The sequence below is a fragment of the Duganella sp. genome, from assembly GCF_039595735.1.
Lineage (GTDB): Bacteria > Pseudomonadota > Gammaproteobacteria > Burkholderiales > Burkholderiaceae_D > Rugamonas.
In genome coordinates, this window is record NZ_JBCNLB010000004.1 from 271,534 (window position 1) to 297,151 (window position 25,618).

Genomic DNA, 25,618 nt, shown 5'->3' on the forward strand with positions numbered 1-25,618 from the left:
ACCGCATGAACGAGTTCAAGAAACTGCACGATGGCAGCAAACTGCTGCACCTGCCCAACGCCTGGGACGCAGGCAGCGCGCGCCTGTTTGAAAGTCTGGGCGCCTCGGCGATTGCCACCACCAGCGCCGGCGTGGCGTGGGCGCAGGGCTACGCCGACAACGACCATTTGCCGGTCGATAACGCGGTGGCGGTGGCAGCCAACATCGCGCGCGTGCTGACGGTGCCGCTGTCGGTGGATTTTGAAAACGGCTACTCGTCCGATCCGCAGCAGGTGGCGCGCAACGTGCTGCGCCTGATCGAGGCTGGTGTGGCCGGCATCAATCTGGAAGACGGCAACGATGCACCGGCGCTGCTGGCCGAGAAAATCAGCGCCATCCGCAAGCAGGGCCGCTACATCTTCATCAACACCCGCACCGACGTCTACCTGCGCGGTCTGGCGCCGGAAAGCGAGCGGGTGGCGGAAGTGCTGCAGCGCGCCGCGCTGTACAAGGAAGCCGGCGCCGACAGCCTGTTCGTGCCGGGCATTTGCAAGGTAGACGAGATCAAGGCCGTGGTCGCGGGCGCTGGGCTGCCGGTCAACGTCATGGACTGGCCGGGGTTGCCATCAGCCGATGAGCTGCACAAGCTCGGCGTTGCACGCCTGAGCGCCGGCTCCGGCATCCCGCAAGCGTTGTGGGCAGTCGCCGCCGACATGGCCAAGGGCTTCCTGGCCACCGGCAACGCCGGCCCCCTGATCGCCCAGGCCATGCCGTACGGCGACCTGCAGGCCCTGTTCGTCAAGCCCTAGGCAGGTGATCGCGATGGATAGGTATGCGATCACGCGCGAGCTTGTTGCCGAGATTTGCAACGCTGATTCTGTTGCTGAGGCCATCGTGTTGTATAGCCAGTGCTGGCCGTTAATCACCGACTATAAATTTGTCTTCGCTGCTGAGAAGGGGGCCAGCCTTGGGTTTGCTGTAAATCGTACATTTGGGGCTGGCGCCGCGGTACGGAGTATCTTTTCCTCTGAACGCGTATTTGTACTCGATCCTGATACTTTCAGCGAGATGAGTGCCCGCCAGGGACCGGTTTCCTATCCTGTTGATTGCTCGATTTCACTCGATACGCAGGCCATGAGCTATCTGGAACCCTACATCAAAGGGCTTCCAAATAACAAAATTCCTGACGACTTTAAGGAGGTGTTTGCGTTCATTGCAAGAGATGAGGTCAATGTCGACCCACTTCCTTACATTAATGAGAATCGCTTCAATCTTAGCGATGCAAAAGCAGCAGACCGAATTTTCGCCAAACTGAAGGCGTACGAAACGCTTCGCACATTGGATAAGGAATGGCTGAAGGTAAATGGCGAAGCCCGTTCAGTGCTGACCGCTGGCGAGCTCGATTCACGTGCTTTGAAGTTGATTTCCGATATGTATGAGGAACGGCACAATCATGCAGCGTTGGGCGGATTGCGTACCCGACATCAATACATGTACATCTGCCTGATGAAGATGGCCTTGATTCAACTATATACCGCTGGCCGAAGCGTAACAGAGAAGGTAATAGACTTTCTTGCGTTTTGTGACGGCGAATTCGCCACCATATTTGCACGTGAGACGGTAATTGCGCGGGCGTATTTTGAACGAGGTCAGGACCTTAGTTTCTTTGGAAAAATCCAGAAGGGTCGAAATGATCTGCCTAAGCAACTGAGTAACATGGCTTGGGATCTCCTGCACATACGTCATCTTGAAGAAGCAATGACCTTGAATATTAACCGGGAGGCGCGCTATTTCTTCACCGCTTTCCTGACATTTGATAAGCGGCTGATAGAAATAATGGACTTGTATCCGTTGCGTTCGCTGGGCTATCAAACCGGCGGAGGCGAGTTACTACCTGTGTACCAAGGCGATTGGTTTGAGACAGTCGTGTCATCGGAATCGGGCACGAAAGTGCGTGAGCGGTTTTATTCATCGGAGGCGCGAGCGTCACGGAACAGCCGGCGAGACGCGGCTAAGGCGAATCTTCCGCATATAGCAGCTAGTCTGGAAGCAGAATTGGCTGTCGTGCGCGGTTAGTTGTCGAACAGACCTTGGGGCTTTACGCGCTTAGGCTGGCGCTATCGATGATCAGGAGAACATCATGCCCACAGGAGCCAGCCCCAAGCGGGAGCGCGAATATAAGAAACTGGAGCGCAAGTTCAAGAAGGAAGGGCGGTACGCCGGCCGCGAGGAGGAAGTCGCGGCGCGTATCGTCAATAAGCAACGTTCGGAGGCCGGAGAGACCAAAACCCGGCATAAGGCTCCGGCCCGTTCTGCTTCCCGCCGTAAAAGCCGGAGGCACCATAGCACGCGCGCCGCTGCACGCCGGCGCTGATCAGGTGAACTGCACCCGCTTGCGCGTCTCGGTCGGCTGCATCACGTGATCCAGCGGCAGCACGTGCGTGTGCTTGATCTTGCGCAGCGTAACCGTGGATTTCATCTGCGCCACGCCCGGAATGCGCAGGATTTTTTCGGTCATGAACTTGGACAACGACGCCAGATCCGGCGCCACCACGCGCAGGTGATAGTCGGCGCGGCCGGCCAGGGTGTAGCACTCCGTCACCTCGGGCAATTCCGCCACCTCCTTCTCAAAGCGCTCGCTGGCGGACGGGCTGTGGTGATCCAGCGTCACCTCGGTGAAGGCCATCACATCCAGCCCCACCGCCACCGGATCGATGATGGCCGCATAGTGGTCAATCACGCCGCCTTCCTGCAGCCGCTGCACGCGCCGGCTGACCTGCGAAGTGGACAAATGGATCTTGTTGCCAAGCGCGCTATTGGTGGCCTGGCCGTCGCGCTGGAGCTCGGTCAACAGCTGCAAATCGAACTTGTCGATGGTGGTGATCATTTTGTGCGTCTTCCTGATGGTTGGTGAGTAAATTGTGCGTAAATTATACAAAACTCCGTTAAAAGCGGTTACTTTTCCCGGCTTTTGAGGTTTAAGCTCTTCCTGTTTTCACCATAAAAACAGGAGACAAAATGTTTCAGCATGTTGAAGCATTTGCCGGGGACCCCATCCTCACGCTCAACGAACAATTCGCTGCCGATCCACGGCCCGCGAAAATCAATCTGAGCATCGGCGTGTATCTGAACGACGAGCAGCGCATCCCTTTGATGGGCGCTGTCGCCGCCGCCGAAAAGCATCTGGCCCAGTCCTTCCATCCGCATCCCTACCTGCCGATGGCCGGCTCGCCGGCCTACCGCGAACAATCGCGCAATCTGGTGTTCGGTGACGCCAACGCCGAGCGCGTCGCCACTATCCAGACCCTCGGTGGTTCGGGCGCGCTGAAAGTCGGCGCCGACTTCCTCAAAGCCTGGTTCCCGCAAGCCCGCGTCTGGGTCAGCGATCCCACCTGGGACAACCACAAAGGCATCTTTGGCGGCGCCGGTTTCGAAGTAGGCAGCTATCCCTACTATTCGCCTGCAACCCACGGCGTGGCCTTCGACGCCATGCTGGCCAGGCTGCGTGCACTGCCGGCCGGCGACATCGTGGTGCTGCACGCCTGCTGCCATAACCCGACCGGCGCGGATCTCAACCAGCAGCAATGGCGCGAGCTGGCGCTGGCGGTACAGGAGCGCGGCCTGCTGCCGTTCTTCGACATCGCCTACCAGGGCTTTGGAGAAGGCATCAACGAAGACGCATTTGCGATCCGCCACTTTGCGGAGCAGAATATCCCTCTGCTGGTCGCCAGCTCCTACTCCAAGAATTTCGCCATTTACGGCGAGCGGTGCGGCGCGCTGCACGTCATCTGCAAGGACGCCAGCGAAACCGCCACGGTGCTGGGGCAACTGCAATCGGCCGTGCGCAAGAACTACTCCAGCCCACCGGGCTATGGCGCGCGCGTGATCAGCACCGTGCTGCAGGATGCGCAGCTGCGCGCCCAGTGGGAAGAAGAACTGACCGCTATGCGCGTGCGCATGAAGCAGATCCGCAGCGCGCTGCACGCCGAACTGCAGGCACGCCTGCCGGGCGGCGATTTTGAATATCTGCGCATCCAGCAGGGCATGTTCAGCTTCACCGGCCTGCCGGTGGAGCAGATCCGCAAGCTGCGCGATGAATATGGCGTGTATCTGATCGATTCCGGCCGCATGTGTCTCGCGGCCCTGAGCAACGCAGGCGTGGCGCCGGTGGCGCAGGCCATGGTTCAAGTCATGACGGAGCAGTGATATGGAAAAAATCGACCTCACCAAAGTACCCGTGCCGCAAGGCTGGGCCCTGGCTGCGGACCAGCTGTCCATCAGCCGCGACTTCAAGTTCGCCGGCTTCGTGGAAGCCTTCGCCTTCATGAGCGCTGTGGCGCTGACGGCGGAAAAACGCAACCACCATCCCGAGTGGAGCAATGTCTACAACAAGGTGCACGTCACCTGGACCACGCACGATGCCGGCGGCCTGACGCAAAAGGACTTCGACCTCGCGCAGTTCTGCGACACCATTGCCCAAGGATTCGGCCATGCATCTGTCTGATCTGCCGCCGGGCCAGCGCGACGACTGGACCATCGACCAGCAATGGGACCAGTACACGCCCGAGCAGCACGCCGTCTGGAAAACGCTGTTCGAGCGTCAGAGCAAGCTGCTGGAAGGCCGCGCCTGCGATGAATTCCTGACCGGCATGCGCGCACTGCCGATCGCCCCGGACCAGATCCCTGACTTCCGCCAGCTGAGCGAAGTGCTGATGCAGCACACCGGCTGGCAGGTGGTGGCCGTGCCGGGACTGGTGCCGGATGAAGTGTTCTTCGAACACCTGGCCAACCGCCGTTTCCCGGCCGGCCAGTTCATCCGCAGCGCCGACCAGCTGGACTACCTGCAGGAGCCGGACGTGTTTCACGACGTTTTTGGCCACGTGCCGCTGCTGATGAACCCCATCATCGCCGACTACATCCAGGCCTACGGCGTGGGCGGCCTGCGCGCGAAAGAGAAGGGCGTGCTGGATCTGCTGGCGCGCGTCTACTGGTACACCGTGGAATTCGGCCTGGTGCAGCAGAAGGACGGCTTGCGCCTGTACGGCGCCGGCATCGTTTCCTCCTACACCGAATCGATCTTCGCGCTGGACGACGCATCGCCGAACCGCGTGCGCTTCGACCTGCCGCGCGTGATGCAGACCGATTACCGCATCGACGACTTCCAGGAAACCTATTTCGTCATCCGCGATCTCGACGAGCTGCTGCAACTGGCGCACACCGATTTCGCTCCGCTGTACGCGCAAGTGCAGCAAAAGCCGGTGCTCCAGCCGGGCACCATCCTGCCCGACGACGTGCTGGTCACGCGCGGCACCGGCAGCTATCACCACTTTAAAAAGGAAAAATAACATGGCAGACTTGTTCGACAACCCTATGGGCCTGATGGGCTTTGAATTCGTGGAATTCGCGTCGCCGGTGCCAGGCGTGCTGGAGACGGTGTTCGCGCAGCTGGGCTTTACCAAGGTGGCCAACCACCGTTCCAAGAACGTGCAGCTGTACCGCCAGGGCGGCATCAACTTCATCATCAACAATGAGCCGGGCAGTCCGGCCGCCTACTTCGCGGCCGAACACGGCCCGTCGGCGTGCGGCATGGCTTTCCGCGTGCGCAATTCGCACCAGGCCTACCAGCGCGCGCTGGAGCTGGGTGCGCAGGCGATGGACATGCAGACCGGCGTGATGGAGCTGCGCCTGCCGGCCATCAAGGGCATCGGCGGCGCGCCGCTGTACCTGATCGACCGCTTTGAAGACGGCACCTCGATCTACGACATCGACTTTGAATTCATCGAAGGTGTGGAACGCCACCCGGTCGGCCACGGCCTGCAGATCATCGACCACCTGACCCACAACGTCTATCGTGGCCGCATGAGCTACTGGGCCTCGTTCTACGAGCGCCTGTTCAACTTCAAGGAAATCCGCTACTTCGACATCAAGGGCGAATACACTGGCCTGACCTCGCGCGCCATGACCGCGCCAGATGGCAAGATCCGCATCCCGCTGAACGAAGAAGGCAAGGCAGGCGGCGGCCAGATCGAAGAATTCCTGATGAAGTTCAACGGCGAAGGCATCCAGCACATCGCGCTGCTGACCGAAGACCTGATCGGCACCGTCGACAAGCTGCGCGCCGCCGGCGTGCCGCTGATGACCGCGCCGCCAGCCACTTACTATGAAATGCTGGACAGCCGCGTGCCGGGCCACGGCGAAAACGCCGCCGAGCTGCAAGCGCGCGGCCTGCTGCTGGACGGTTCGGTGGTGGATGGCAAAGCGCGCCTGCTGCTGCAGATCTTCTCTGAAACCCAGCTGGGTCCGGTGTTCTTCGAATTCATCCAGCGCAAGGGTGACGATGGTTTCGGCGAAGGCAATTTCAAGGCCCTGTTCGAGTCCATCGAGCGTGACCAGAAACGCCGCGGCGTGATCTGATGGCCGGTTGGGGGCAGCGTTAAGGCAGCGCTGGGGCTGCCCCCGCAGTACACACCGTTGCGTATGCGCCATTGAAATATGTTGCTCAACGGTATAGTGTGAGACCCACCGCCGGGCCTGTCCGGCGCACTGCGAAAGGGCAAACATGAAACGCTTCGCTCGTCTCTCCCTGCTGGGTCTCCTCTTTGCTACGATGATGTCTTCCGTCTACGCGGACCCGGGCGTCACCCCCACCGAAATCAAAATAGGTATGGCCAATGCCCTGTCCGGGCCCACCGCTGCACTCGGTCAAGGCATCAAGGCGGGCAGCGAGGCTTATTTTAAGAAAGTCAATGCCGCCGGCGGTGTGAATGGCCGCAAGATCACCCTGGTCAGCGAGGACGACGGTTACGATCCTCAGCGCACTGCCACGGCGACCGAAAAGCTGATCAAGAAGGATGGCGTGTTCGCCCTGTTTGGCTACGTTGGCACCCCGACCAGCAAGGCTGCGCTGTCGCTGGTGAACGACAATAACATTCCTTTCTTCGCACCATTTACCGGCGCGGAGTTCCTGCGCGCGCCGCTGAATAAAAACGTCTTCAACATACGCTCCTCCTATTTCAACGAAATTGAATTGCAGGTCGAACGCCTGGTGAGCGACGCCGGCATCACCAAGATCGGCTTGTTCTATCAGGAAGACACGTACGGCAAGGTCGGCAAGGAAGGGCTGCAATTGTCCCTGCAAAAGCGCAAGCTGAGCATCACGGGGGAAGGCCACTACCTGCGCAATACCGAGGATGTCGATGCCGGCCTGGCGGCCCTGTTGCAGGCCAAGCCAGACGCGGTGCTGATGGTCGGCACCTACAAAGCTTGCGCGGCGCTGGTACAGAAAGCCCATGCCGCCGGTTACAAGCCGAAGTTCTTCAACCTCTCGTTTGTCGGTACCGCCAACTTCATCAAGGCTGCTGGCGAAGCCGCGGAGGGCGTTTATATTACCCAGGTAGTGCCGTCGCCATTTGACGAGAGCCTGCCCATCGTCAAGCAATACCAGGCTGACCTGAAGGCGGCTGGCGTCAGCGACTACGACTACACCTCGTTTGAAGGCTATATCGACGCGGTGGTGCTGGTGGAAGGCTTGAAGAAAGCCGGTCCCGATCTGACGCGTGCGGGTTTCCTCTCGGCGCTGGAAAAGTTGAGCAGCAACTTCGGCGGGCTTGACATCGCTTTTGGTCCGCAAGACCACCAGGGCCTGAACAAGGTGTACCTGACCAAGGTACAAAAAGGCAAGGCGGTCACGGTCGGCAAATTGTAGTTCAAGGTCGGCCTGTCTGACTGACCGGGCTGGGGCGCTTGCGACAAGGGCGGCGATGACTTCGGTGAAGGCAACTTCACAGCCCTGTCCGAGTCCATCGAGCGTGATCTGATTTTCCTTCCTGCCGTCCTGGCAAGCTTGCCGTTTCCGCCAAGGCGGGAACGGCAGGTCGGTACAATTGTCACTTGCTGAGAAGCAAGTGCACTGTTACATTTTAAGTTCCTCCGCCGCTGGTCCCAGCCTACGCCCACCGGCCCTCGTTGAGCGCCCCTCTGCGCTCCTGCTCCGGATAACTCCCATACCTATCCCGGGGCCCAGACAGGAACTGAACAATGACCGATCTTTCCGCCTCGGTGGCGCCGGCCGCCGCAATTCAACGTGCAATTGCCGTGCTGGCTTCTGTAGACCGCACCCAGGGCCTGGTCGAGTACGACCCGGATGGCCGCGTACTGGACGCCAACCAGAATTTCCTCGACCTCATGGGCTACACCATGGAGCAGATTGCCGGCCGCGACCATCGCATGTTCTGCACCCAGGACTTCATCAATGGCGAAGCCTACGGCGACCTGTGGCGCGCGCTGGCGCTGGGCCAGGCGGACACCGGCGAATACATCCGCATCGCCAGCGACGGCAGCCATGTGTGGCTGCAAGGCTCCTACAATCCGGTGTTTGACGATCAGGGCAAAGTGATCAAGGTGATCCAGCTGGCAAGGGACATCACCGACCGCAAGCTGCGCAGCGCCGACCAGGATGGCAAGATGGCCGCCATCCACCGCGTGCATGCGGTGATGGAATTCACCACCGGTGGCGCCATCCTGTCCGCCAACAAAAACTTCAGCGCTTTGTATGGCTACAGCGAAGAAGAAATCCTCGGCAAGCACCACCGCATGTTCTGCGATCGTGACGACGTACTGGCGCCGGAGTATGCCGAGTTCTGGGAGCGCCTGGCGGCCGGCGAAAACCGCGTCGGCAAATTCCGCCGCCGCAGCAAGGATGGTCGCCGCATCTGGATCAGCGCATCCTACAACGTGGTGCTGAACCCTGATGGCAGGCCGGTCAAGATTGTGGAATATGCCTCTGACATCACGCCGATCGTACAAGGGAATTTTGAATTTGAAGGCAAAGTGGCCGCGCTCGACCGCGCGCAGGCCGTGGTGGAATTTGGCCTCGATGGCAGCATTCTGCATGCCAATCAGAATTTCCTCGACGCCTTTGGCTACAGCAGCGAAGAACTGATCGGCCGCCCGCACACCATGCTGTGCGAGCCCGCCTTCAGCCAGTCGCCCGAATACCACGGCTTCTGGCGTCACCTGGCCGATGGCGGCTATCATGCCGGCGAATTCAAACGCCTGACCAAGGATGGCCGCGTGATCTGGATCCGCGCCTCCTACAACCCCATCATCGACGACGAGGGCAAGCCGGTCAAGGTGGTCAAGTTCGCCACCGACATCACCGAGGCCAAACTGCGCAACGCGGATTACGCCGGCCGCATCGCCGCGGTGGACCGCGTGCAGGCCGTGATCGAATTCGATCTGCAGGGCCGAGTGCTGGCCGCCAACAGCAACTTCCTGAACGTGATCGGCTACACGCTGGACGAAGTGCAGGGCAACCACCACCGCATGTTCTGCGATGCCGAATTCGCACACTCGCACGAGTATCTGAGTTTCTGGGAGCGCCTGGCACGCGGCGAGTTCCATGCCGGCGAATTCCATCGCCGCACCAAGCAGGGCAAGCACATCTGGATTCTGGCATCGTACAACCCGATCTTTGATGCCGACGGCAAGCCATACAAGGTGGTGAAGTTCGCCACCGACATCACCGAACAAAAACGCCTGCACGCCGAAATCAAGGGCAAGCTGGACGCCATCGGCCGCTCGCAGGCGGTGATCGAATTTGACCTGCGCGGCCAGGTGCTGAGCGCCAACGATAACTTCCTGCGCACCCTGGGCTACACGCAGGAAGATGTGATCGGCCAACACCACAGCATGTTCTGCGAACCGGAACTGGTGCGCAGCAGCGAGTACCGCCACTTCTGGGCCAATCTGTCGCAGGGCATGTACCAGTCGGGCCGCTTCCGCCGCCGCGCACGTCATGGCGCCGAGGTGTGGATCCTGGCCACCTACAACCCCATCCTCGACTTCAACGGCCGTCCGTACAAGGTGGTCAAGTTCGCGATGGACATCACCGAGCAGGTGCAGCGCGAGCAGGCCATCACGCAGAAAGTGCAGGCGATTGCGCAACTGCTGGCGGGGCTGACCGACTCCATCAACGAGATCGCGCGCGGTTCCGAGCGTTCCAGCGGCCTGGCCGGCCAGACCGAGAGCGAAGCGCACGAAGGCGGCCGCCTGGTGGAATCGTCGCGTGCCGCCAACCAGGCCATCCAGACCTCGTCCGGCGAAGTGCATGAAATCGTCGACGCCATTGGCGACATCGCCGCCCAGACCCACCTGCTGGCGTTCAACGCCGCCATTGAAGCGGCGCGCGCCGGCGAGCATGGCAAGGGCTTCTCGGTGGTGGCCAACGAAGTGCGCAAGCTGGCCGAGAAATCAGCCGGCGCGGCGCGCGAGATCGCCAAACTGATTAACCAGACCGTGAGCCGGGTGGATGAAGGCGGACGCCTGTCGAGCGAGGTGGAAGCGGCGTTTGCGCGCATCGTCAAGTCGGTGACCACCACGCGCGCATCGATCGCCAGCATCCACCAGTCCACCGCCGCGCAGGCCACCGCTACCAATGACGTGGCCATGCTGTTGCGCGACCTGGAAGAAATGACGGAGCGTACCTGAGATGGCAGACTCCACCGACAACGGCGTGGCGCCGCACGTGGTGGTACGCATCGGCGCGGCGCGCATCGGCATCCCGGCCGACAACGTGCTGCGCGCCTTGTCCGCACCCGAGCAGTTTGCACCGCTGCCGCGCCGCCATGGCGCGCTGCTGGGGGTGCTGGCGGTGGACGGCCAGCCGGTGCCGGTGATCGACCTGTCGTGCTGGGTGGCGCTGGCCGGCGCCAGCGGCGGCGAGCTGCACCTGCGCCGCGTGGTCTTGCTGCGCGCCGGCGAGCGCATGGCCGCACTGTGCGTCGATACGCTGGACCCGATGACCGCGCTGCCCGCCAGCGCCGTGCTGCGCCTGTGCCATGACGACGATCCCGAACAGCTGTTCCACAGCGCCGCCGTGCTGCCGGACAGCGGCGAGACGCTGGCGCTGCTGAACGTCGGCAATCTGTTCGACCTGTCGCACAGCTGGTGCCATGGCGCCGGTGTACCGGTCGGCGTGGAGGAAGCGCTGCCCGAAGGTCCAGCTGCCGCGCCAACCCAGACCTGGGCCTTGTTGCAGGCGTTTGGCGAACACCTGGCCGTGCGTGCCGAGCATGTGGCCGAAGTCCTGCCGATGCCGCTGCAGGAGCGCTTCCTGGGCGGCAGTGGCGTGACCTTGTGCCGCTGGCGCGACGGCCACCTTGCCGTGCTGCCGCTGGCGCGCCTGCTGGGCCGTGAGACCGCCGATGCCCCATTGCTGGCGGTACTGCGCCTGGGAGAACAGTCACTGGGCCTGCCGATCCATCAGGTGTGCGAATTGCGTCAGTTGCCGGAATCGCCGCAAGGCGTGCGCACCGAGGCGGCAGGGCGCTTGCCCTGCCTGAGCGTGACCGAGGACGACGGCACCACGCTGCGGCTGGTGGATGCGCCGGCGCTGTTCGCCATGCACCCTGAAGCGGCGCTCAATGTCGAGATACGCCAGGCCGCCCAAGGCGGCGTGCGCCGCAACGAGGAAACTTATGTGGTACTGGATGCCGGCGGCAAGCTGGCCTTGCCGATCGGCGCCTTTGAAGAAGTGCTGCATGTGGCGCCGGAACAGTGTGTGGCTGCGCCGTCCGGCGGCTCCGCCACGCTGCACTGGCGTGGTGCCACCATCGCCGTGCATGATGTGCGCAAGAGCAGCCCGCAACGCGGCAATGTGCCGCTGGTGGTGCTGCGCACCGAGACGGCGCCGGTTGCGCTGGCGGTGGATGGCATCGTCTCCATGATTACCCCCGGCAGTGCGCAACTCAACCGCCTGCGGCGGGGCGGCGAAATGGTCGATCTGCTGATCCTCGATGAGGAAAGCGGCAGCAGCACCTATCGCGTGGCCGACGCCAGCGCGTTGTTGAAGCTGAATGCCGACAGATCGGCGGCGCGGTTGTCGCCGCAGTAGTGCATGGCCAGCGCTTCGCCAATCGCGGCGGAGTGCTTGAAGCCATGGCCGGAGCAGGCCGATGCCACCGCGACACCCGGCAGCGCCGGGTGTTCATCAATCAGGAAATTAAAGTCCGGGGTGGTGGTGTAAGTGTCGCTCAGCATCAGCATGCCGCAGGTGTCCAGCAAAGGCACGCCGCTCCTTGCTTCCAGCTCGCGCCAGATGCGGTGCGAATTCAGCGCCAGCGGCCCATAGGGCTGGCCTTCACCAATCGCCTGCCGCGTGATGCGCGTATCGCCGTGGCTGGAGCCCTGATCGTGCGGCGGCGAAAAGCGGTCGATGCCGGCGATGCATTCACATTTTATTCAAGAGAGTTTTCTTGATTGTACAGCCACTGATTGCAGCGACGCACATAAAAAAAGCCGGCTTCCTGGAGGAAGCCGGCCGTGCGCCAAAAGCTTTATTGAGCAAATTTAACGGCTGCTCGTTTGATGGTGACTGAACCTGCTGTCTTAGGGAATTGGATACCGACTCCCACCGCGTTCTGGATGCCGAAAGCGGAACAGGTGAATTCTGTATCCTGATCCGCAACCAGCGTTTGATTCGCGGTCCAGCACTTAAACTCGGAAGCAGCCCAATTGGCGGAGTAAGCATAGAACTGCAAGATGGCATCCATCCCGCCGTTTCGAGCTGACACGAACGCCTGATCGAAATTAAGCACCACTTTCAAGGTCGCGCCATTCAAATTCACCGGATTGGCCAAGGTATAGCCCGCCGCCGCCCCGGCCTGGTTCAAGGTGAACCGCATGTTTGAACCCGAGCTGGTGTTAGCTGCGCCGCTGCTCACAGTCCAGCTGTTGGGGCGCGCACTCAACACCACACCTTTGCCTGCGCCTGCCAGCAGTGAATCCAGGATTTGCGGATCACCCACAGCCGGCGTGGTGCGGTCAAACAGCAGGCCTGGGTCTACTCCCACCTCCCAGTAGAATGGCAACATGCCGTTGGCCAGCGCCGTTTGGGCGACATACTGGGAATAATAGGCGCGCGAAGCGCGATGCAGGGCCAGGTTATCGCCGGTCAGCTGCGTACGCAGGGTTGCGGCATACTCGCCCAGCACCACCGGAATCCCGTGATCCGCGAATTTTGCCTTCATCTTGGCAAACTCCGCATTCACGAAATCCTCTTCCTCCCGCGTCGCATTTCGCGTGGTGTCAGTCGTCGAGTGGAAGTCCTTGCCCCAGTAGTAGAACATGCTGGCATACCATTCGTCCTGCGTCTGGATCGACCAGCTGAATGGGTAAAAATGCACTTCTGCCATTTGGCGGCCTGCTACCGTGTCGGTTGGCATGACATTCCAAAGATTGGCCGCCAGATCGATGTTGGTTTGCGGTGCTTGAACCACCAGCACGCGATAAGCGTTTCTGCCGCCGGTCGAACGGACCGCGTTGACAAAGGTCTGGTGATAGCTTTCCAGAACGGCGATCTCGGCTGGATCGTCGGCATCCGGCTCATTGGCGCTGGCGAACAGCACATGCTCGTCAAAGTCACGCAGTTGCGTGGCAATTTGCTCCCAGTAGGCTTTCTGTTTGGCGTTGACCGCTTCTTTCTTATCCTCGCTAAAATTCTTCTCTAGCCAGCCGCCATCCCAATGGATGTTGACGATGACGTACAGCCCGTTATCCACCGCATACTGCACCACTTGCTTCACGCGGTTGAGCCAGACATCACTGATTTTTCCCGTCTTCTGATCGGCATACTGATCCCAGGACACGGGAATCCGGATCGCGTCAAAACCGCTGTCCTTCACCAGTTTCACATAAGCGGCAGAAACCTTGGGCTGGCCCCAGCAAGTCTCCGCCGCCGGGGTGCAACCATAGGCTTCCATGACATTGCCGATGTTCGTACCCAGCTTTATCTTGGCGGCCAGCTGCACAGCGTTACTGCTCATGCCAGTCGCATTCGCGGCAATTGGATTGGTGTTGTAGCTCGGATAGAGCGGAACCTTGATCGTAAAATCCTGGCTGGTTTTTGCGCCGCAGCTGTTGGTATAGACCGTTGTCGCAGTACAGCTGGCGCCAGGCGTGAAGGTCTGCTCACGCGTAGTGCCGGATGTCCCACAGTCGCCACTCCATAGCCAGGACCCGCCGCTGGTTGGTTGCGGTCCCAATACGATTTGATTTCCGGCGTTAACCGACGCCGTCGCGGTCTGAGTCCAGACGCCAGCCACCTTGATGTAAGGTTTTACCGCAGTTGGCGTGCAAGTTTGAGCCTGCACGCCAACAACGCTACCTGAAAGTGCGAGAAAAAGGGATGTGATAATTAAACGTTTATGCGCCATGTTATTACCTTATCGTTATTGATATTGTGGGGATGCCAGAAAGGGCGGCCAGAGCGGGGCGTGCAGGCGCGCGCCTCCCTTTGGCCAGGCACTTCAGGCCGCCATGGGCTGACCGGAGAAATGGTCGGATTACTTGGAAGGCGTCGGGCTAGAAGACGACAGCGGTCGGGGCGTGTGCACCAGCCATCTGACTGCGCGTTGTGCAGGAAGAACAGGCGCGTTATCGCGTCCTTTATTATGAACCATCGCAATGTCTCCTTTGCTGACGATATCGCCTGGCTTCAAATCTATTGACATGTCACCAGCCGATGCAATGATTCTGTACCCTGCACTTTAGCGAAGCTAGTATGAAATTTGCCAATTGGCGGAATGAAATATCAGAACTGGCTGCTCCGGGGAGGGCACGCCACGGCACGAAGCTGGGGCTGTAAAAGGAGATGGTGGTCGGGGCGAGAGGATTCGAACCTCCGGTCTCTACGTCCCGAACGTAGCGCTTTACCGGACTAAGCTACGCCCCGACTGTGATGTGAATTACATCAGATTTTTTCCAGCTTTTCAAGCTGGCACGAATTTAATCGTCGGCCGGGTAGCGCACGCCGATCTGCGCGCGGATGGTGTCGAGCACTTTCATCAGGTCCAGCGTCTCGGCATGCGTCATGCCCGGGCTCTCCAGCAGACCCTCGCGCAGGCAGCGGCCGGCTTCGATGGCTTCGTGCACGTAGCCGTTGCCGAGGTAGGGCGTGGCCACGGTGCGCGTGACGCCGCTGGTCAGTTTCACCGTCAGCGTCTGCGACAGGTGGAACATGCCTTCCATGCGCACGCTGCCCAGCGAACCGGACACCGTCAACTCTGACGGCGTGCGCGCCCGCAGCGAGCAGCTGTTGACCGACATGGTGCCGCCCTGGTGCCTGATCGTAAAGCCGGTGGTCATGTCGACGCCGGCCTCGCTCAGAATCGCTTGCGCCTGCACCGATGCCGCCGGCCCCAGCAGCGCGCACGCGATCGACAGGGGATAGATGCCCAGGTCCAGCAAGGCACCACCGCCCAGCTCACGCTTGTTGACGCGGTTTTCCGGCTCGGTGCTGGCGACGAAGCTGAGGTCCGCATGCACGGAATTGACCACGCCGATTTCGCCTGACGCGATGATGCGTTTGACTTCCGCCAGCGCCGGCATGTAGCGCGTCCACATGGCCTCCATCAGGAACAGCTTGCGTTCGCGCGCTTCCGCTACCACTTGCTGCGCCTCGCGCAGGTTGATGGTGAACGGCTTTTCGCACAGCACCGCCTTGCCGCCGCGCAGGGCGAGCAGGGTGTTCCCGGCATGCATGGGATGCGGCGTGCCGACGTAGATGATATCCACGTCCGGCGCCTTGGCCAGTTCTTCGTACGAACCATAGACGGCCGGCTGGCCGAAGTCCTGCGCGAAGGCTGCCGCGTTTTCGACGCTGCGCGAGCCGACGGCGGCCAGCACCGCGTCCGGCGTGTCTTTCAGTGCGTTGGCGAAGTCGCGCGCGATGCGGCCGGTGCCGAGGATGCCCCAGCGGATGATGTCGCTCATGTGTATCCTCAGATGTTGGCGTCGATGTTCAGGAAGGCTTTCAGCGCGGCCACCGCCATCGCATGATCTTCCGCGCCCGGCAGGCCGCTGACGGTCAGGGTGCCGATGCGGCCCTTGCCTTTCAGGACCAGCGGGAAGGCGCCGCCATGCGCCGCGAAGTCTTTCATGTCGAGGCCCGGCAGGGCATCGTAGTCGCCGCCGGCGTTTTTCACTTCGGTGTGGGTGTAGAAGGAGCTGTGGCCGGTGCGGTTGACCAGGTTGCTCTTGCGGCGGATCCAGTTGGCGTTGTCTGCGTTGGTGCCCGGCATGCCGTGGTAGAACAGCATGGTGCCATCGCGCGTGATGTTGACCGCCACCGATTTGCCGGCGGCGCGCGCCAGCTCGACCACTTTCAGACCCAGTGCCAGCGCGGTGTCGTTGGTGAAGCTGTCGAACTGCAGCAGTTCTTCCTGTCGGATCAGGGCGGACAGTTCTACTTTTTGTTCCATTGGTGCTCCTGCGGTGAGTTGGTCCAGCGCGGCCGAGACGTACACCAGCGGCGCGTTCCAGTTGATGGCGATTTCGTTGCTGGCGTAGCTGCATACGTGGTCGAGATACGAGGTGGCAGGCAGATTGGCCGGGTACGGCACCGGGCAGTCCTTTTTGTCCTGCTGCCCGGCCTGCGGGCCGCCGACCAGGAAGCCCGGCACTGGCGCCGCCACTTTGTCCGCTTCCGATGGCCGGTGATGCGGATGCATGGCCGGCCGCGCGCCGATGCCGGTGACGAAGGAATAGCCGGTGGCATTGCGGCCCAGGACGTAGTCGAGGCCCGACTGCGCCGCGTTCAGGTATTCGGCCTTGCCGTTCAGGCGATAACCCTGCAGCAGCATCATGGCCTGATTCAGCACCACGGCGTTGCTGCCCCAGACGAAGTCCTGCTCCTGCATCGCCACGCGGTAGGCGGAGCTTTTCCAGGCTGCGGCCAGGCTGGCGGCCAGGCCGTCGATGCGGCTCTCGATCAGTTTGCGGTCGGCCGCCGGCGTCAGGTGCGCGCGGTGCTGCGCCAGTGAGATCCACGCCAGAGCGCCGACGTCACCCCATGATGGTGTGCCGGCCTGCAGTTGGTCGGCTTTGATGGCGCGGTAGTAGCTGTCCTTGCCGGTGCCGATGTACAGTTCCGCGGCGGCCCATGCGAATTCGTCGTTCAGGTGCTGGTCGCCATATTCGCCGGTCTTGATGTCGGCTGGATTGCGGAATACCACGGCCGGATTGGCCTGCGCCCAGGTCCACGCCGCTTCCGCCGCCGCCATCATGCGTGCCGACAGGCCGGGACGCTGCTGTTCGTAGGCTTTGAAGATGCGGCTGGCGGTGGCCATGGTGGCCGCGAAGTCCAGCGCGGCGGCGGTGCTTTTCTGGACCACATAGCGCGGCCCGGCCTTGACCTGGTCCGGCATCTCCATGCCATCGAAGGCTTTGTTGGTCAGCTTGTGATATACGCCGCCGTCATTCGGGTCCTGCATGGTCAGCATCCAGTCGAGATTCCACAACGCTTCGTTGAGGATGTCCGGCAGGCCGTTGCCCGATTCCGGGATGTTGAGGTTTTGTTTGGCGAAGTATTGCGGGAAGTGCTCGTACGCCGCCAGCAGGGTGTAGGTCGAGATGCCGGAGTTGACGATGTATTTGTTGTAGTCGCCGGCGTCGTACCAGCCTTTGGGGCTGGACAGCACGCTGTTCTCCGCGCGCTGTTTGGAAACAGCGGAGGAGTGCACCAATACCTTGTCGTCCGGATGTCCGGCAGGGCGCGCATACACGCCGGCGTATTGCGGCAGCAGGGTGATGCCGGAGCGGTTCAGGTAGTAGGACTTGATGGCAGCTGCATTGAGGGGGCGATACACGTCGGCGCGGATGACAAAGCGGTCGGACTGCGTCTGGCCATCGATCCTGATGCGGTACTCGCCCGGCGTTTTCAGTGCGGAGAAATCGGCCACGCGCACGGTCTCGGCGGATGGTTTCCACAGCGCTGGCGCGCCGAGTTTGCCGCTGAAGACGGTCTTGCCTGTGTCGGCGGCCACGACGTCGAAGTTGCCGGCCGCGCCGTCCGTCACAACGGCCAGCTTCTCGGACTGCGGCTCAAAGCCTACCTGGTTGACGCGGATGGCGGCGCTGGCGTTGCCGCCCAAGGTCAGCAGCAGGGCGGCGCCCAGATGGCTGATAGCGCTAACACGAGTGCAGGATGCGGGAATGCTCAATTAGGTCTCCGTAGGTTTTTTGTTATGAAAGCGTTTTCATGATACATCAATCACCGTTGAGATAATATCTGCGCTTACCTTTTTTCAGGGAGTTGTTCCGATGCGTATTCACATGGGCTTGTCCATCGCCGCCGCCTGCTTCGCCACCTGCGCCAGCGCCGCGCCGTCTCTTGTTGCCGTCCAGTGCGGCCAACTGCTGGATACGCAGGCCGGCAAATTGCTGGGCGCGACCACGGTGGTCATCGATGGCAAACGGATCATGCAAGTGGCTGCCGGCCGCATTGCCCCGGCCGGCGCGACCGTGATCGACCTCGCCAGCCAGACTTGCCTGCCAGGCCTGATCGACAGCCACACCCATCTCACCGGCCAGACCAGCCCCACCGGCTACTCCGACCAGTTCCGCTGGAACATCGCCGATTATGCGATCCGCTCGACCAACTACGCGCGCGTGACGTTGCTGGCCGGCTTCACCACGGTGCGCAATCTGGGCGACAACGCCAACACCTCGATCTCGCTGCGCAACGCCATCAACGCCGGCGTGATCCCCGGCCCGCGCATTTTCACCGCCGGCAAAGCGGTCGGCTCGACCGGTGGCCACGCTGACGACTCGGACGGCTACCGCGCCGACCTGATGGCCGATTACGGTCCCAAGGACGGCATCATCAACGGCACCGCCGATGCATGGAAGGCCGTGCGCCAGCATTACAAGGATGGTGCGGACCTGATCAAGATCATGCCGTCCGGCGGCGTGCTCGATGAGAGCAAGAGCGCGGATAACGCGCAGATGACGATCGAAGAAATCAAGGCGGTGGTAGCCGCAGCCAAGGACTACGAAATGACAGTGGCCGCGCACGCACACGGCGCGGAGGCGATCCGCCGCGCCGTCATCGGCGGCGTCGATTCGATCGAGCATGGCACCTACATGAGCGATGAAGACATGAAGCTGATGAAGGAACATGGCACCTACTACGTACCGACCATCATCGCCGGCAAATACGTGGAGGGCAAGGCCAAGGTGCCGGGCTACTTCCCGCCGCAGGTCGCCGCCAAGGCCGCCGCTGTTGGTCCGCTGATTCAGGGCACTGCCGGCCGCGCCTACAAGGCCGGCGTGAAGATCGCCTTCGGCACCGATGCCGCGGTTTATCCGCACGGCGAGAACGCCAAGGAATTCGGCTACATGGTGGAAGCGGGCATGCCGCCGCTGGCCGCGATCCAGGCCGCCACCACGCATGCCGCCGCGCTGCTCAAGCAGGACAAGGATCTGGGCAGCATCAGCGTCGGCAAGTTTGCCGATCTGGTGGCGGTGCCGGGCAATCCGCTGGCGGACATCAGCCTGATGACCAAGGTGAGCTTTGTGATGAAAGAGGGCGTGGTCTACAAGCAGGAAGACAAGGCCGTTCCTTTCGTTGCCAGCACCGATGAACGCATGGCGCCGAAGGATGTCGACTACGGCCTGTGATCTGTGGTGGGATACCAACGGCTTGGCAAACTTCTTGCTTTGTTAAAACATTAATATGGTTAATATAAGCAACTAGCCCAGAATGCATCATTCTGGGGCGCCAAGGAGAAGATCGCACATGGATATTCGACGCAAACTCATCGCCACCGCCGTGCTCACGGCATTTGGCGCCCCATCCTGGGCGCAGCAGGTGCAGCCCTCGGAAGAAATCGAAGTGGTGAAAGTGACCGCGCAAAAACGCAAGGAGGATCCGGCCAAGGTGGCAATGAGTATCAGCGCCGTCACCGGTTCGCAGCTGCAGGCGGAGCATGTGCGCGATATCACCGACCTGACGCGCGTGGTGCCGAATATCTCCTTCACCGCCGCCAGCGGCAACGGCGGCGCCGGGCCGGGGACGTCCAACGTCGAGATCCGCGGCATCAGCTCCACGGCGGGTGCGGCCACGGTGGGCATCTATCTTGGCGATACCCCGGTCACGGTCGGTAACGTCTACACCATGGGGAATATCGAACCGCGCTTCTTCGACATCGATCGCGTTGAGGTGCTGCGCGGTCCGCAGGCGACCTTGTACGGCGCCAGTTCCATGGGCGGTACCATCAAGTTCGTGCCGAACGAGCCGGATCTGAAAGAGCGCGAATTCACCACCTATACCGAAGGCTCCAACACCAAGGGCGGCAGCGCAAACTATGCGGCCAACGTGGTGGCCAACTTCCCGCTGATACCCGAAGAACTGGCGCTGCGCATCGGCGTGCAGGCGCAGCACACCGGCGGCTACATCAACCAGGTGGACGGCGACGGCAAGGTCATCGCCAACAACATCAACAAAATCAGCGACCAGGAATTCCGCGCCGCGCTGAAATGGCGGCCGACCCGCTCGCTGACGATCACGCCGTCGGTGTACTACCAGCGTGTGGATGCCAAGGATATTTCGGCCTTCAACCTGGAACTGCCGCCGTATCAGGCGCAGAAGCAGGTGCGCGAGCCATCGATCGACAAGCTGCTGTCGCCCAGCGTGACCATCAACTGGGATCTGGGCGACGTCGATCTGACCTCGGCCACCAGCTACTTCCAGCGCAAGTTCGACCGCACGCAGAACGGTTCTGCCTACAACAGCTATTCGCTGTCGACCTTCCTGACGTCGACCGAGGATGGCGGCAAGGCGCCGCCGGAACTGATCGCGGCGATCGCCGGTTTGCCGTCGGCGGTGTATCTGAATAACCAGGTGCGCCAGGTGGCGCAGGAATTCCGTCTGGCCTCGCGTCCTTACGATGAAAAGGTCTCGCCGTGGACCTGGCTGGCCGGCACCTACTTCTCGCGCCAGCACACCAACATCATCGAGAACGACCCGATCTTCGGCGTGACCGATACCTTCAAACAGTTTGGCTTCGACATTGCCGATCCGGACCTGCTGCCGGACGCGCGTCCCGGCCAGTTCCCGAACGATAACTCGTTCGCGGGAGCCTTCCATTATCGCGAAAAGCAGGCGTCGATCTTTGGTGAGCTGAATTACTACTTCGCGCCTACTGTGCACGCCACCGTCGGCGCGCGCTACCTGAAAGCCAATACCACGCTGGAGCAGCGCAACGGCAACTACCTGGCCGGCGCCGGCAACAACAGCAGCGCCGAAACCTCGTCCAGCGCCTTCACGCCGAAGTATGCGCTGACGTGGGAAGTCAATCCGACCAACACCGTGTACACCAGCGTGGCCAAGGGTTTCCGTCTGGGCGGCGCCAACATCTACGTGCCGCCGACCACCTGCGGCCCGGATCTGGAAGCGAACGGCATCGAGAAAGGTCCGCCATCGTATTCGCCGGACAGCTTGTGGAGCTATGAGGTGGGCAGCAAGTCGCGCTTCCTCAACAACCGTCTGACCATCAATGCGGACGTGTTCTACGTCAAGTGGAAGAACATCCAGCAGGGCGTGTACCTGCCGACTTGCGCCTACACGTACAACGCCAATGCCGGCGATGCCACCACCAAGGGCTTCGAATTCGACATCAAGGCCAAGCCGCTGCCAGGCCTGACGCTGAGCGCATCGGGCGGCTATGTGAAAGCGGAGCTGTCCAATGATGTCGGCATCGAGAACGGCGTGGTCGGCGCGGTGGCCGGCGCGCAGATCCAGGGGGTGCCGAAATATAACGCCGCCGTCAACGCGACCTACAACTTCTCGGCGTGGGAGCGTCCGGCGTTTGTGATGGCGGGCATGCAGTGGGTAGGCTCCAGCAAAGGCTCGCTCGACCCGGAGCAGACCGACCATGATCGTCCGGCTTATCACACCACCGACTTCAGCGCCGGCATGACCTTTGGCAGCTACGCCTTCACGGTGTTTGTGAAAAATGCGTTTGACACGGACACCATCATCCAACATCCGCAAGTGGCGTCCATCGTGCAGGGCTACCGGCTGGCGCCGCGCAGCATTGGAGTGAGCCTGGCGACCAGGTTTTAAGCCATAATGCTGCCTTTGGCATTGAGTACAAGGGCAGCATCATGAGCGTCATCATCTACCACAACCCCGTCTGCGGCACCTCGCGCAAGACGCTGGAGGCGATTCGCGCCACCGGTGTCGAACCGGTGGTGATCGAATACCTGAAAACCCCGCCGACGCGCGCGAAGCTCAAGGAACTGATCGCCAAGGCTGGCCTGACCGTGCGCCAGGCCATGCGCAACAAGGGCGACCTGTATGTGGAGCTCAACCTGGCCGACGAATCGCTGTCGGACGAAGCGCTGCTGGACGCCATGATGGCGCATCCGGCGCTGATCGAGCGTCCGCTGGTGGTCACGTCGAAGGGCGTGCGCCTGTGCCGTCCTTCGGAACTGGTGCAGGAAATCCTCTGACCATGCTGAATCCGCGTCCGGCAATACAGGCGGCAGTCATCGAAGACGGCCGCTATTGCCTGGTGGTGGATGACTTCCTGACCGAGCCGCGCAGGATGGTGGAGCGGGCGGTGGCGCGGCGTGCGTGTTTCATGGCGGCGCCGGTCAACTGCTATCCCGGCATCGAGCAGCCGATGGACGCGCAATTCGATCAGGCGATGGCGGCGTTCTTCGACATGCACATCGGGCCGGGGTTTGGCGCCATGCGGGCGCTGGGACTGAACACCCGCATGTCCATCGTCACCCTGAAGCCGGAAGCGCTGATGCCGCAGCAACGCATCTGCCACCGCGATGCGCGGGAATGCGCGCCAGGCGAGGGCGCGGTGGCCTCGGTGCTGTATCTGTTCGAGGATGAGCGCATGGGCGGCACCAGCTTTTATCGTCCGCGCCGGCATCCGCTGGAGATCGATCACCTGCTGCACCAGGCGCGCCACATGGACAACGACGCCTTCAGCAGTGTGATCGGCGCACCGCCGCAGTACTACAACGGCGATGCGCGCTACTTTGAAAGGCTGGGCACCGTGCCGGCACGCTGGAACCGCGCCATCTTCTACGACGCCACCATCTTCCACAGCGGCCAGATCGACGCGCCGGCGTTGCTGAGCGCGGATCCGGCGCTGGGCCGCCTCACCATCAACGCCTTCATCCGCTACCGCCGCTGACGGCCCTACAGCACGTAGGCGGCGATTTCTTCCATGGTCTCCGCCAGCGGACGCTGATTGCGGCGCAGGTGCAGGCCTATGTGGTGGACGCCGGCTTGCTTCATCGCCTGCAGTTCGCTGATCAAACCATTGCGGCCAACAGAGGCGCCGAAGCGGTGGCGGCGCAAGGGAGCGTCTGGATCTTCCAGCAAATCCAGGTGGATGAAACTGATGTAGGGCTTATCCTCGCCGGCCACCTCGCGCCACAAGGCCGCGCGGCGCGCGTGGTCTTCCGGCGTGCCGGGATAGGCCAGCCAGCCGTCCATGTGGGCGCCGACCCACTCCGGCGTCTGCTGCGCCAGGCCTGCAACCAGCAGCGGGATCGGCTGCGATGCGCGCGGCAGCAGGCGCACGCCGGGCGGCCAGGTGCTGTCGTGGCCTTCGCGCAGCATGGCAATCTGTCTGCGGAATTCGGCGCCGCGCGTTTCAAAGTCGCGCTGGAAAATCGGATACTCGATGGGGCGGTCGCCGCTGGCGGTGCCCAGCAGCAGGCGGCCCTTGCTCAGCTGCTGCACAGTGGCGGCGGACTTCATGGTCAGTACCGGCTCGCGCAGCGGCAGCACCACGGCGGCGGTGCCGAGCAGGATATTTTGGGTGATGCCGGCCAGGTAGCCGAGATAACTGAAGGTTTCGAACACCTGCGCGGCATCGCCAAAGGAAGGATCGTAGAGCGGCACGTCGCGCACCCACAGCGCGCGGAAGCCGAGGCGGTCGGCCAGCATGGCCAGTTTGGCGTGCTGCTGCATGTCCGGCTCACCGGGCAGGCGCCCGGCTGCACTGCGGGTGCGCTCGCCGGCTGGCGACCAGTCGTTATCGAGGGGGAGTTCGAGGCCGATCGAAAAGCCGCCTCGCGTCAGTTGCTCCAGCATGATGTCTTCCTTGCGAAATCGAAGGCCTCAGTCTAGGCGCGACGACAGCAAAGAAAAATCCGTGCGGCAGCAAATCATTATTGCCAGCGCCGCAAAAACTCCGGGGTCAGGTCCGTCATTTCTACACGAGCTCAACCGTAGCGCTCGCTACGGTTGAGCTCGTGTAGAAATGACGGACCTGACCCCGGAGTTGGGGTTAGTGGTTGCGGTGGACCGAGAAGTGGGCCAGTTGCAGCAGCGATTCCTTGTAGACGCTGTCCGGCAGGCCGGCTATCGCGTCTGCGGCGCGCTGGGCGGCAATCACCGCCTGCTCACGCGTGTAGTCCAGCGCACCACTGCTGGTGATGGCGGAAAGGATGGTGTCGAAGTGCTGCTCGTCCCCTTGCTCGATGCACGAACGTACCAGCTGGCGCTGCTCGGCAGTGCCGTTTTCCATCAGGTAGATCAGCGGCAGGGTCGGCTTGCCTTCGCGCAGGTCGTCGCCGACGTTCTTGCCGATTTCGCTGGCGTCGCCGGCGTAATCGAGCACATCATCAATTAGCTGGAACGCGGTGCCCAGCGAGCGGCCATATTCGCCTGCGGCAGCAATCTGCGCATCGGTGGCGCCAGCCACCAGCGCGCCCAGCTCGGCCGCCGCTTCAAACAGTTTGGCGGTCTTGGAGCGGATCACCTGCAGGTAGCGCTCCTGCGTCACGTCCGGGTCGTGCATGTTCAGCAACTGCAGCACTTCGCCTTCGGCAATCACGTTGGTGGCGTCCGACAGGATCTGCATCACGCGCATATTGTTCAGGCTGACCATCATCTGGAACGAGCGCGAATACAGGAAGTCACCCACCAGCACCGACGCCGCGTTACCAAACAGCGCATTGGCGGTGGCGCGGCCGCGGCGCAGCGACGATTCGTCCACCACGTCGTCATGCAGCAGGGTCGCGGTGTGGATGAATTCCACCACCGCCGCCAGCTCGTGATGGGCCGTGCCGCGGTAGGAGTAAGCGTTCGCTACCAGCAGGACCAGCACCGGGCGGATGCGTTTGCCGCCGGCGCTGATGATGTACTCGGCGATCTGGTTGACGAGCGGAACCTCGGAATGCAGACGCTGGCGGATCACCGAATTGACCGCGTCCATGTCGGCGGCTATGGTTTGAAGGATGGTGTTTTGGGTGGCGGCAGACAAGACAAACCTGTGCAGTTAGACTATTGGTGGCAGGATTATACGCCATGGCCCCGCTCACCGGGGCGCTGCCCCCGGTGCCGGACCAGGCAAAATTGTTTGACATACCACGCCATCCGCCATTTGTGAATAGTTTTTGACGCAAATTCTGTTCCTGTGTATAATCTGCGGTTCCCCAGTTTTCGGGGAATTTTCCTAACATTTGAAGAGGTTTCAAATCATGTACGCGGTCATAAAAACCGGCGGCAAACAATACAAAGTTGCTGCAGGCGAAAAACTCAAAGTAGAACAGATACCGGCAGACATTGGTTCCGAAATCACCATTGACCAAGTCCTCGCCGTTGGCGCGGGCGAAAGCATCAAGTTCGGTGCTCCGCTGGTTGAAGGTGCCAAGGTTCTGGTTACTGTTGTTTCCCACGGTCGTCACGACAAGGTGAAGATCTTCAAGATGCGTCGTCGTAAGCACTACCAGAAGCATCAGGGTCACCGTCAGAACTACACCGAAATCCAAGTGGTATCGATCAACGCTTAATCGCGTATCGACACTTTTTTAGTCAAGGAGCTTT

The 25,618-nt window shown here is 61.6% G+C and carries 22 protein-coding genes and 1 tRNA gene; 15 read left to right on the plus strand and 8 right to left on the minus strand.

Going from position 1 to position 25,618, the window contains the following annotated elements; genetic code table 11:
• Positions 1–5: 5 nt before the first annotated feature.
• From ABDW57_RS10970 to ABDW57_RS10980, 3 genes are all read left to right on the plus strand, one after another.
• A complete protein-coding gene (locus tag ABDW57_RS10970) occupies positions 6–788 on the plus strand; it encodes an isocitrate lyase/phosphoenolpyruvate mutase family protein (RefSeq protein ID WP_343730235.1) in 783 nt (260 codons plus the stop codon).
• Between the two features lie 13 nt (positions 789–801).
• Positions 802–2,055: a hypothetical protein gene (locus ABDW57_RS10975; protein WP_343730236.1), complete on the plus strand. Its 1,254-nt coding sequence runs from the start codon at positions 802–804 to the stop codon at positions 2,053–2,055.
• Positions 2,056–2,119: 64 nt separating this feature from the next.
• A complete protein-coding gene (locus ABDW57_RS10980) occupies positions 2,120–2,353 on the plus strand; it encodes a hypothetical protein (protein WP_343730237.1) in 234 nt (77 codons plus the stop codon).
• On the opposite strand, the gene ABDW57_RS10985 is transcribed toward ABDW57_RS10980, so the two are convergent.
• The gene (locus ABDW57_RS10985; RefSeq protein ID WP_343730238.1) at positions 2,354–2,866 is read right to left on the minus strand and encodes an Lrp/AsnC family transcriptional regulator; all 513 of its coding nucleotides are present in this window, start codon (positions 2,864–2,866) and stop codon (positions 2,354–2,356) included.
• A gap of 131 nt (positions 2,867–2,997) precedes the next feature.
• Here ABDW57_RS10985 and ABDW57_RS10990 point away from each other — a divergent pair, with 131 nt between their 5' ends.
• From ABDW57_RS10990 to ABDW57_RS11020, 7 genes are all read left to right on the plus strand, one after another.
• Positions 2,998–4,185, plus strand: coding sequence for an amino acid aminotransferase (locus tag ABDW57_RS10990; RefSeq protein ID WP_343730239.1), 1,188 nt, complete (start codon positions 2,998–3,000; stop codon positions 4,183–4,185).
• A 1-nt stretch (position 4,186) separates the two neighbouring features.
• Positions 4,187–4,483 (plus strand): 4a-hydroxytetrahydrobiopterin dehydratase, encoded by a 297-nt coding sequence (locus ABDW57_RS10995; RefSeq protein WP_343730240.1) that lies wholly within the window; start codon positions 4,187–4,189, stop codon positions 4,481–4,483.
• Entirely contained in the window at positions 4,470–5,324 is an 855-nt protein-coding gene (gene phhA / locus ABDW57_RS11000; protein ID WP_343730241.1) for a phenylalanine 4-monooxygenase, read from the plus strand. The genes ABDW57_RS10995 and phhA overlap by 14 nt, the downstream gene beginning before the upstream one ends.
• Position 5,325: 1 nt before the next feature.
• Entirely contained in the window at positions 5,326–6,393 is a 1,068-nt protein-coding gene (gene hppD / locus ABDW57_RS11005) for a 4-hydroxyphenylpyruvate dioxygenase (protein WP_343730242.1), read from the plus strand.
• Positions 6,394–6,589: 196 nt separating this feature from the next.
• Positions 6,590–7,684: an ABC transporter substrate-binding protein gene (locus tag ABDW57_RS11010; RefSeq protein ID WP_343730337.1), complete on the plus strand. Its 1,095-nt coding sequence runs from the start codon at positions 6,590–6,592 to the stop codon at positions 7,682–7,684.
• A gap of 332 nt (positions 7,685–8,016) precedes the next feature.
• On the plus strand, positions 8,017–10,467 hold the full coding sequence (locus ABDW57_RS11015) for a PAS domain-containing methyl-accepting chemotaxis protein (protein WP_343730243.1): 2,451 nt from the start codon (positions 8,017–8,019) through the stop codon (positions 10,465–10,467).
• 1 nt (position 10,468) lies between these two features.
• Positions 10,469–11,872 (plus strand): chemotaxis protein CheW, encoded by a 1,404-nt coding sequence (locus ABDW57_RS11020; RefSeq protein ID WP_343730244.1) that lies wholly within the window; start codon positions 10,469–10,471, stop codon positions 11,870–11,872.
• On the opposite strand, the gene ABDW57_RS11025 is transcribed toward ABDW57_RS11020, so the two are convergent.
• The 5 genes from ABDW57_RS11025 to ABDW57_RS11045 form a co-directional block, all read right to left on the minus strand.
• Complete coding sequence (locus tag ABDW57_RS11025) at positions 11,797–12,048, minus strand: hypothetical protein (RefSeq protein ID WP_343730245.1); 252 nt, start codon at positions 12,046–12,048, stop codon at positions 11,797–11,799. The two genes, ABDW57_RS11020 and ABDW57_RS11025, sit on opposite strands and share 76 nt — an antisense overlap.
• Positions 12,049–12,314: 266 nt before the next feature.
• Entirely contained in the window at positions 12,315–14,192 is a 1,878-nt protein-coding gene (locus ABDW57_RS11030; protein ID WP_343730246.1) for a cellulase family glycosylhydrolase, read from the minus strand.
• A 441-nt stretch (positions 14,193–14,633) separates the two neighbouring features.
• Positions 14,634–14,710, minus strand: a tRNA-Pro gene (locus ABDW57_RS11035).
• Positions 14,711–14,763: 53 nt separating this feature from the next.
• Positions 14,764–15,750, minus strand: a complete 987-nt coding sequence (locus ABDW57_RS11040) for a Gfo/Idh/MocA family oxidoreductase (protein WP_343730247.1) — start codon at positions 15,748–15,750, stop codon at positions 14,764–14,766.
• An 8-nt stretch (positions 15,751–15,758) separates the two neighbouring features.
• Positions 15,759–17,978, minus strand: coding sequence for a heme-degrading domain-containing protein (locus ABDW57_RS11045; RefSeq protein WP_343730248.1), 2,220 nt, complete (start codon positions 17,976–17,978; stop codon positions 15,759–15,761).
• 100 nt (positions 17,979–18,078) lie between these two features.
• Between ABDW57_RS11045 and ABDW57_RS11050 the strand changes: the two genes are divergently transcribed.
• From ABDW57_RS11050 to ABDW57_RS11065, 4 genes are all read left to right on the plus strand, one after another.
• Complete coding sequence (locus tag ABDW57_RS11050; protein WP_343730249.1) at positions 18,079–19,437, plus strand: amidohydrolase family protein; 1,359 nt, start codon at positions 18,079–18,081, stop codon at positions 19,435–19,437.
• A 118-nt stretch (positions 19,438–19,555) separates the two neighbouring features.
• Positions 19,556–21,883, plus strand: coding sequence for a TonB-dependent receptor (locus ABDW57_RS11055; protein ID WP_343730250.1), 2,328 nt, complete (start codon positions 19,556–19,558; stop codon positions 21,881–21,883).
• A gap of 41 nt (positions 21,884–21,924) precedes the next feature.
• Positions 21,925–22,272, plus strand: a complete 348-nt coding sequence (gene arsC / locus ABDW57_RS11060; RefSeq protein WP_343730251.1) for an arsenate reductase (glutaredoxin) — start codon at positions 21,925–21,927, stop codon at positions 22,270–22,272.
• Between the two features lie 2 nt (positions 22,273–22,274).
• Positions 22,275–22,973 carry a DUF6445 family protein gene (locus ABDW57_RS11065; protein WP_343730252.1) on the plus strand — a complete coding sequence of 233 codons (699 nt, stop codon included), beginning with the start codon at positions 22,275–22,277 and terminating at the stop codon, positions 22,971–22,973.
• A gap of 5 nt (positions 22,974–22,978) precedes the next feature.
• On the opposite strand, the gene ABDW57_RS11070 is transcribed toward ABDW57_RS11065, so the two are convergent.
• Both ABDW57_RS11070 and ispB read right to left on the minus strand, forming a co-directional pair.
• Positions 22,979–23,881 (minus strand): TIGR03571 family LLM class oxidoreductase, encoded by a 903-nt coding sequence (locus ABDW57_RS11070; RefSeq protein ID WP_343730253.1) that lies wholly within the window; start codon positions 23,879–23,881, stop codon positions 22,979–22,981.
• A 196-nt stretch (positions 23,882–24,077) separates the two neighbouring features.
• Positions 24,078–25,055, minus strand: a complete 978-nt coding sequence (ispB, locus tag ABDW57_RS11075; RefSeq protein WP_343730254.1) for an octaprenyl diphosphate synthase — start codon at positions 25,053–25,055, stop codon at positions 24,078–24,080.
• 217 nt (positions 25,056–25,272) lie between these two features.
• On the opposite strand from ispB, the gene rplU reads away from it, so the two are divergent.
• Entirely contained in the window at positions 25,273–25,584 is a 312-nt protein-coding gene (gene rplU / locus ABDW57_RS11080; protein WP_072784892.1) for a 50S ribosomal protein L21, read from the plus strand.
• Positions 25,585–25,618 lie beyond the last annotated feature (34 nt).

What these genes read in the sequence shown, in the direction of transcription:
- ABDW57_RS10970 (WP_343730235.1), top strand. Translation starts at nt 6, where the DNA reads ATGAACGAGTTCAAGAAACTGCACGATGGCAGCAAACTGCTGCACCTG.
- ABDW57_RS10975 (WP_343730236.1), top strand. Translation starts at nt 802, where the DNA reads ATGGATAGGTATGCGATCACGCGCGAGCTTGTTGCCGAGATTTGCAAC.
- ABDW57_RS10980 (WP_343730237.1), top strand. Translation starts at nt 2,120, where the DNA reads ATGCCCACAGGAGCCAGCCCCAAGCGGGAGCGCGAATATAAGAAACTG.
- ABDW57_RS10985 (WP_343730238.1), bottom strand. Translation starts at nt 2,866, where the DNA reads ATGATCACCACCATCGACAAGTTCGATTTGCAGCTGTTGACCGAGCTC.
- ABDW57_RS10990 (WP_343730239.1), top strand. Translation starts at nt 2,998, where the DNA reads ATGTTTCAGCATGTTGAAGCATTTGCCGGGGACCCCATCCTCACGCTC.
- ABDW57_RS10995 (WP_343730240.1), top strand. Translation starts at nt 4,187, where the DNA reads ATGGAAAAAATCGACCTCACCAAAGTACCCGTGCCGCAAGGCTGGGCC.
- phhA (WP_343730241.1), top strand. Translation starts at nt 4,470, where the DNA reads ATGCATCTGTCTGATCTGCCGCCGGGCCAGCGCGACGACTGGACCATC.
- hppD (WP_343730242.1), top strand. Translation starts at nt 5,326, where the DNA reads ATGGCAGACTTGTTCGACAACCCTATGGGCCTGATGGGCTTTGAATTC.
- ABDW57_RS11010 (WP_343730337.1), top strand. Translation starts at nt 6,590, where the DNA reads ATGTCTTCCGTCTACGCGGACCCGGGCGTCACCCCCACCGAAATCAAA.
- ABDW57_RS11015 (WP_343730243.1), top strand. Translation starts at nt 8,017, where the DNA reads ATGACCGATCTTTCCGCCTCGGTGGCGCCGGCCGCCGCAATTCAACGT.
- ABDW57_RS11020 (WP_343730244.1), top strand. Translation starts at nt 10,469, where the DNA reads ATGGCAGACTCCACCGACAACGGCGTGGCGCCGCACGTGGTGGTACGC.
- ABDW57_RS11030 (WP_343730246.1), bottom strand. Translation starts at nt 14,192, where the DNA reads ATGGCGCATAAACGTTTAATTATCACATCCCTTTTTCTCGCACTTTCA.
- ABDW57_RS11040 (WP_343730247.1), bottom strand. Translation starts at nt 15,750, where the DNA reads ATGAGCGACATCATCCGCTGGGGCATCCTCGGCACCGGCCGCATCGCG.
- ABDW57_RS11050 (WP_343730249.1), top strand. Translation starts at nt 18,079, where the DNA reads ATGCGTATTCACATGGGCTTGTCCATCGCCGCCGCCTGCTTCGCCACC.
- ABDW57_RS11055 (WP_343730250.1), top strand. Translation starts at nt 19,556, where the DNA reads ATGGATATTCGACGCAAACTCATCGCCACCGCCGTGCTCACGGCATTT.
- arsC (WP_343730251.1), top strand. Translation starts at nt 21,925, where the DNA reads ATGAGCGTCATCATCTACCACAACCCCGTCTGCGGCACCTCGCGCAAG.
- ABDW57_RS11065 (WP_343730252.1), top strand. Translation starts at nt 22,275, where the DNA reads ATGCTGAATCCGCGTCCGGCAATACAGGCGGCAGTCATCGAAGACGGC.
- ABDW57_RS11070 (WP_343730253.1), bottom strand. Translation starts at nt 23,881, where the DNA reads ATGCTGGAGCAACTGACGCGAGGCGGCTTTTCGATCGGCCTCGAACTC.
- rplU (WP_072784892.1), top strand. Translation starts at nt 25,273, where the DNA reads ATGTACGCGGTCATAAAAACCGGCGGCAAACAATACAAAGTTGCTGCA.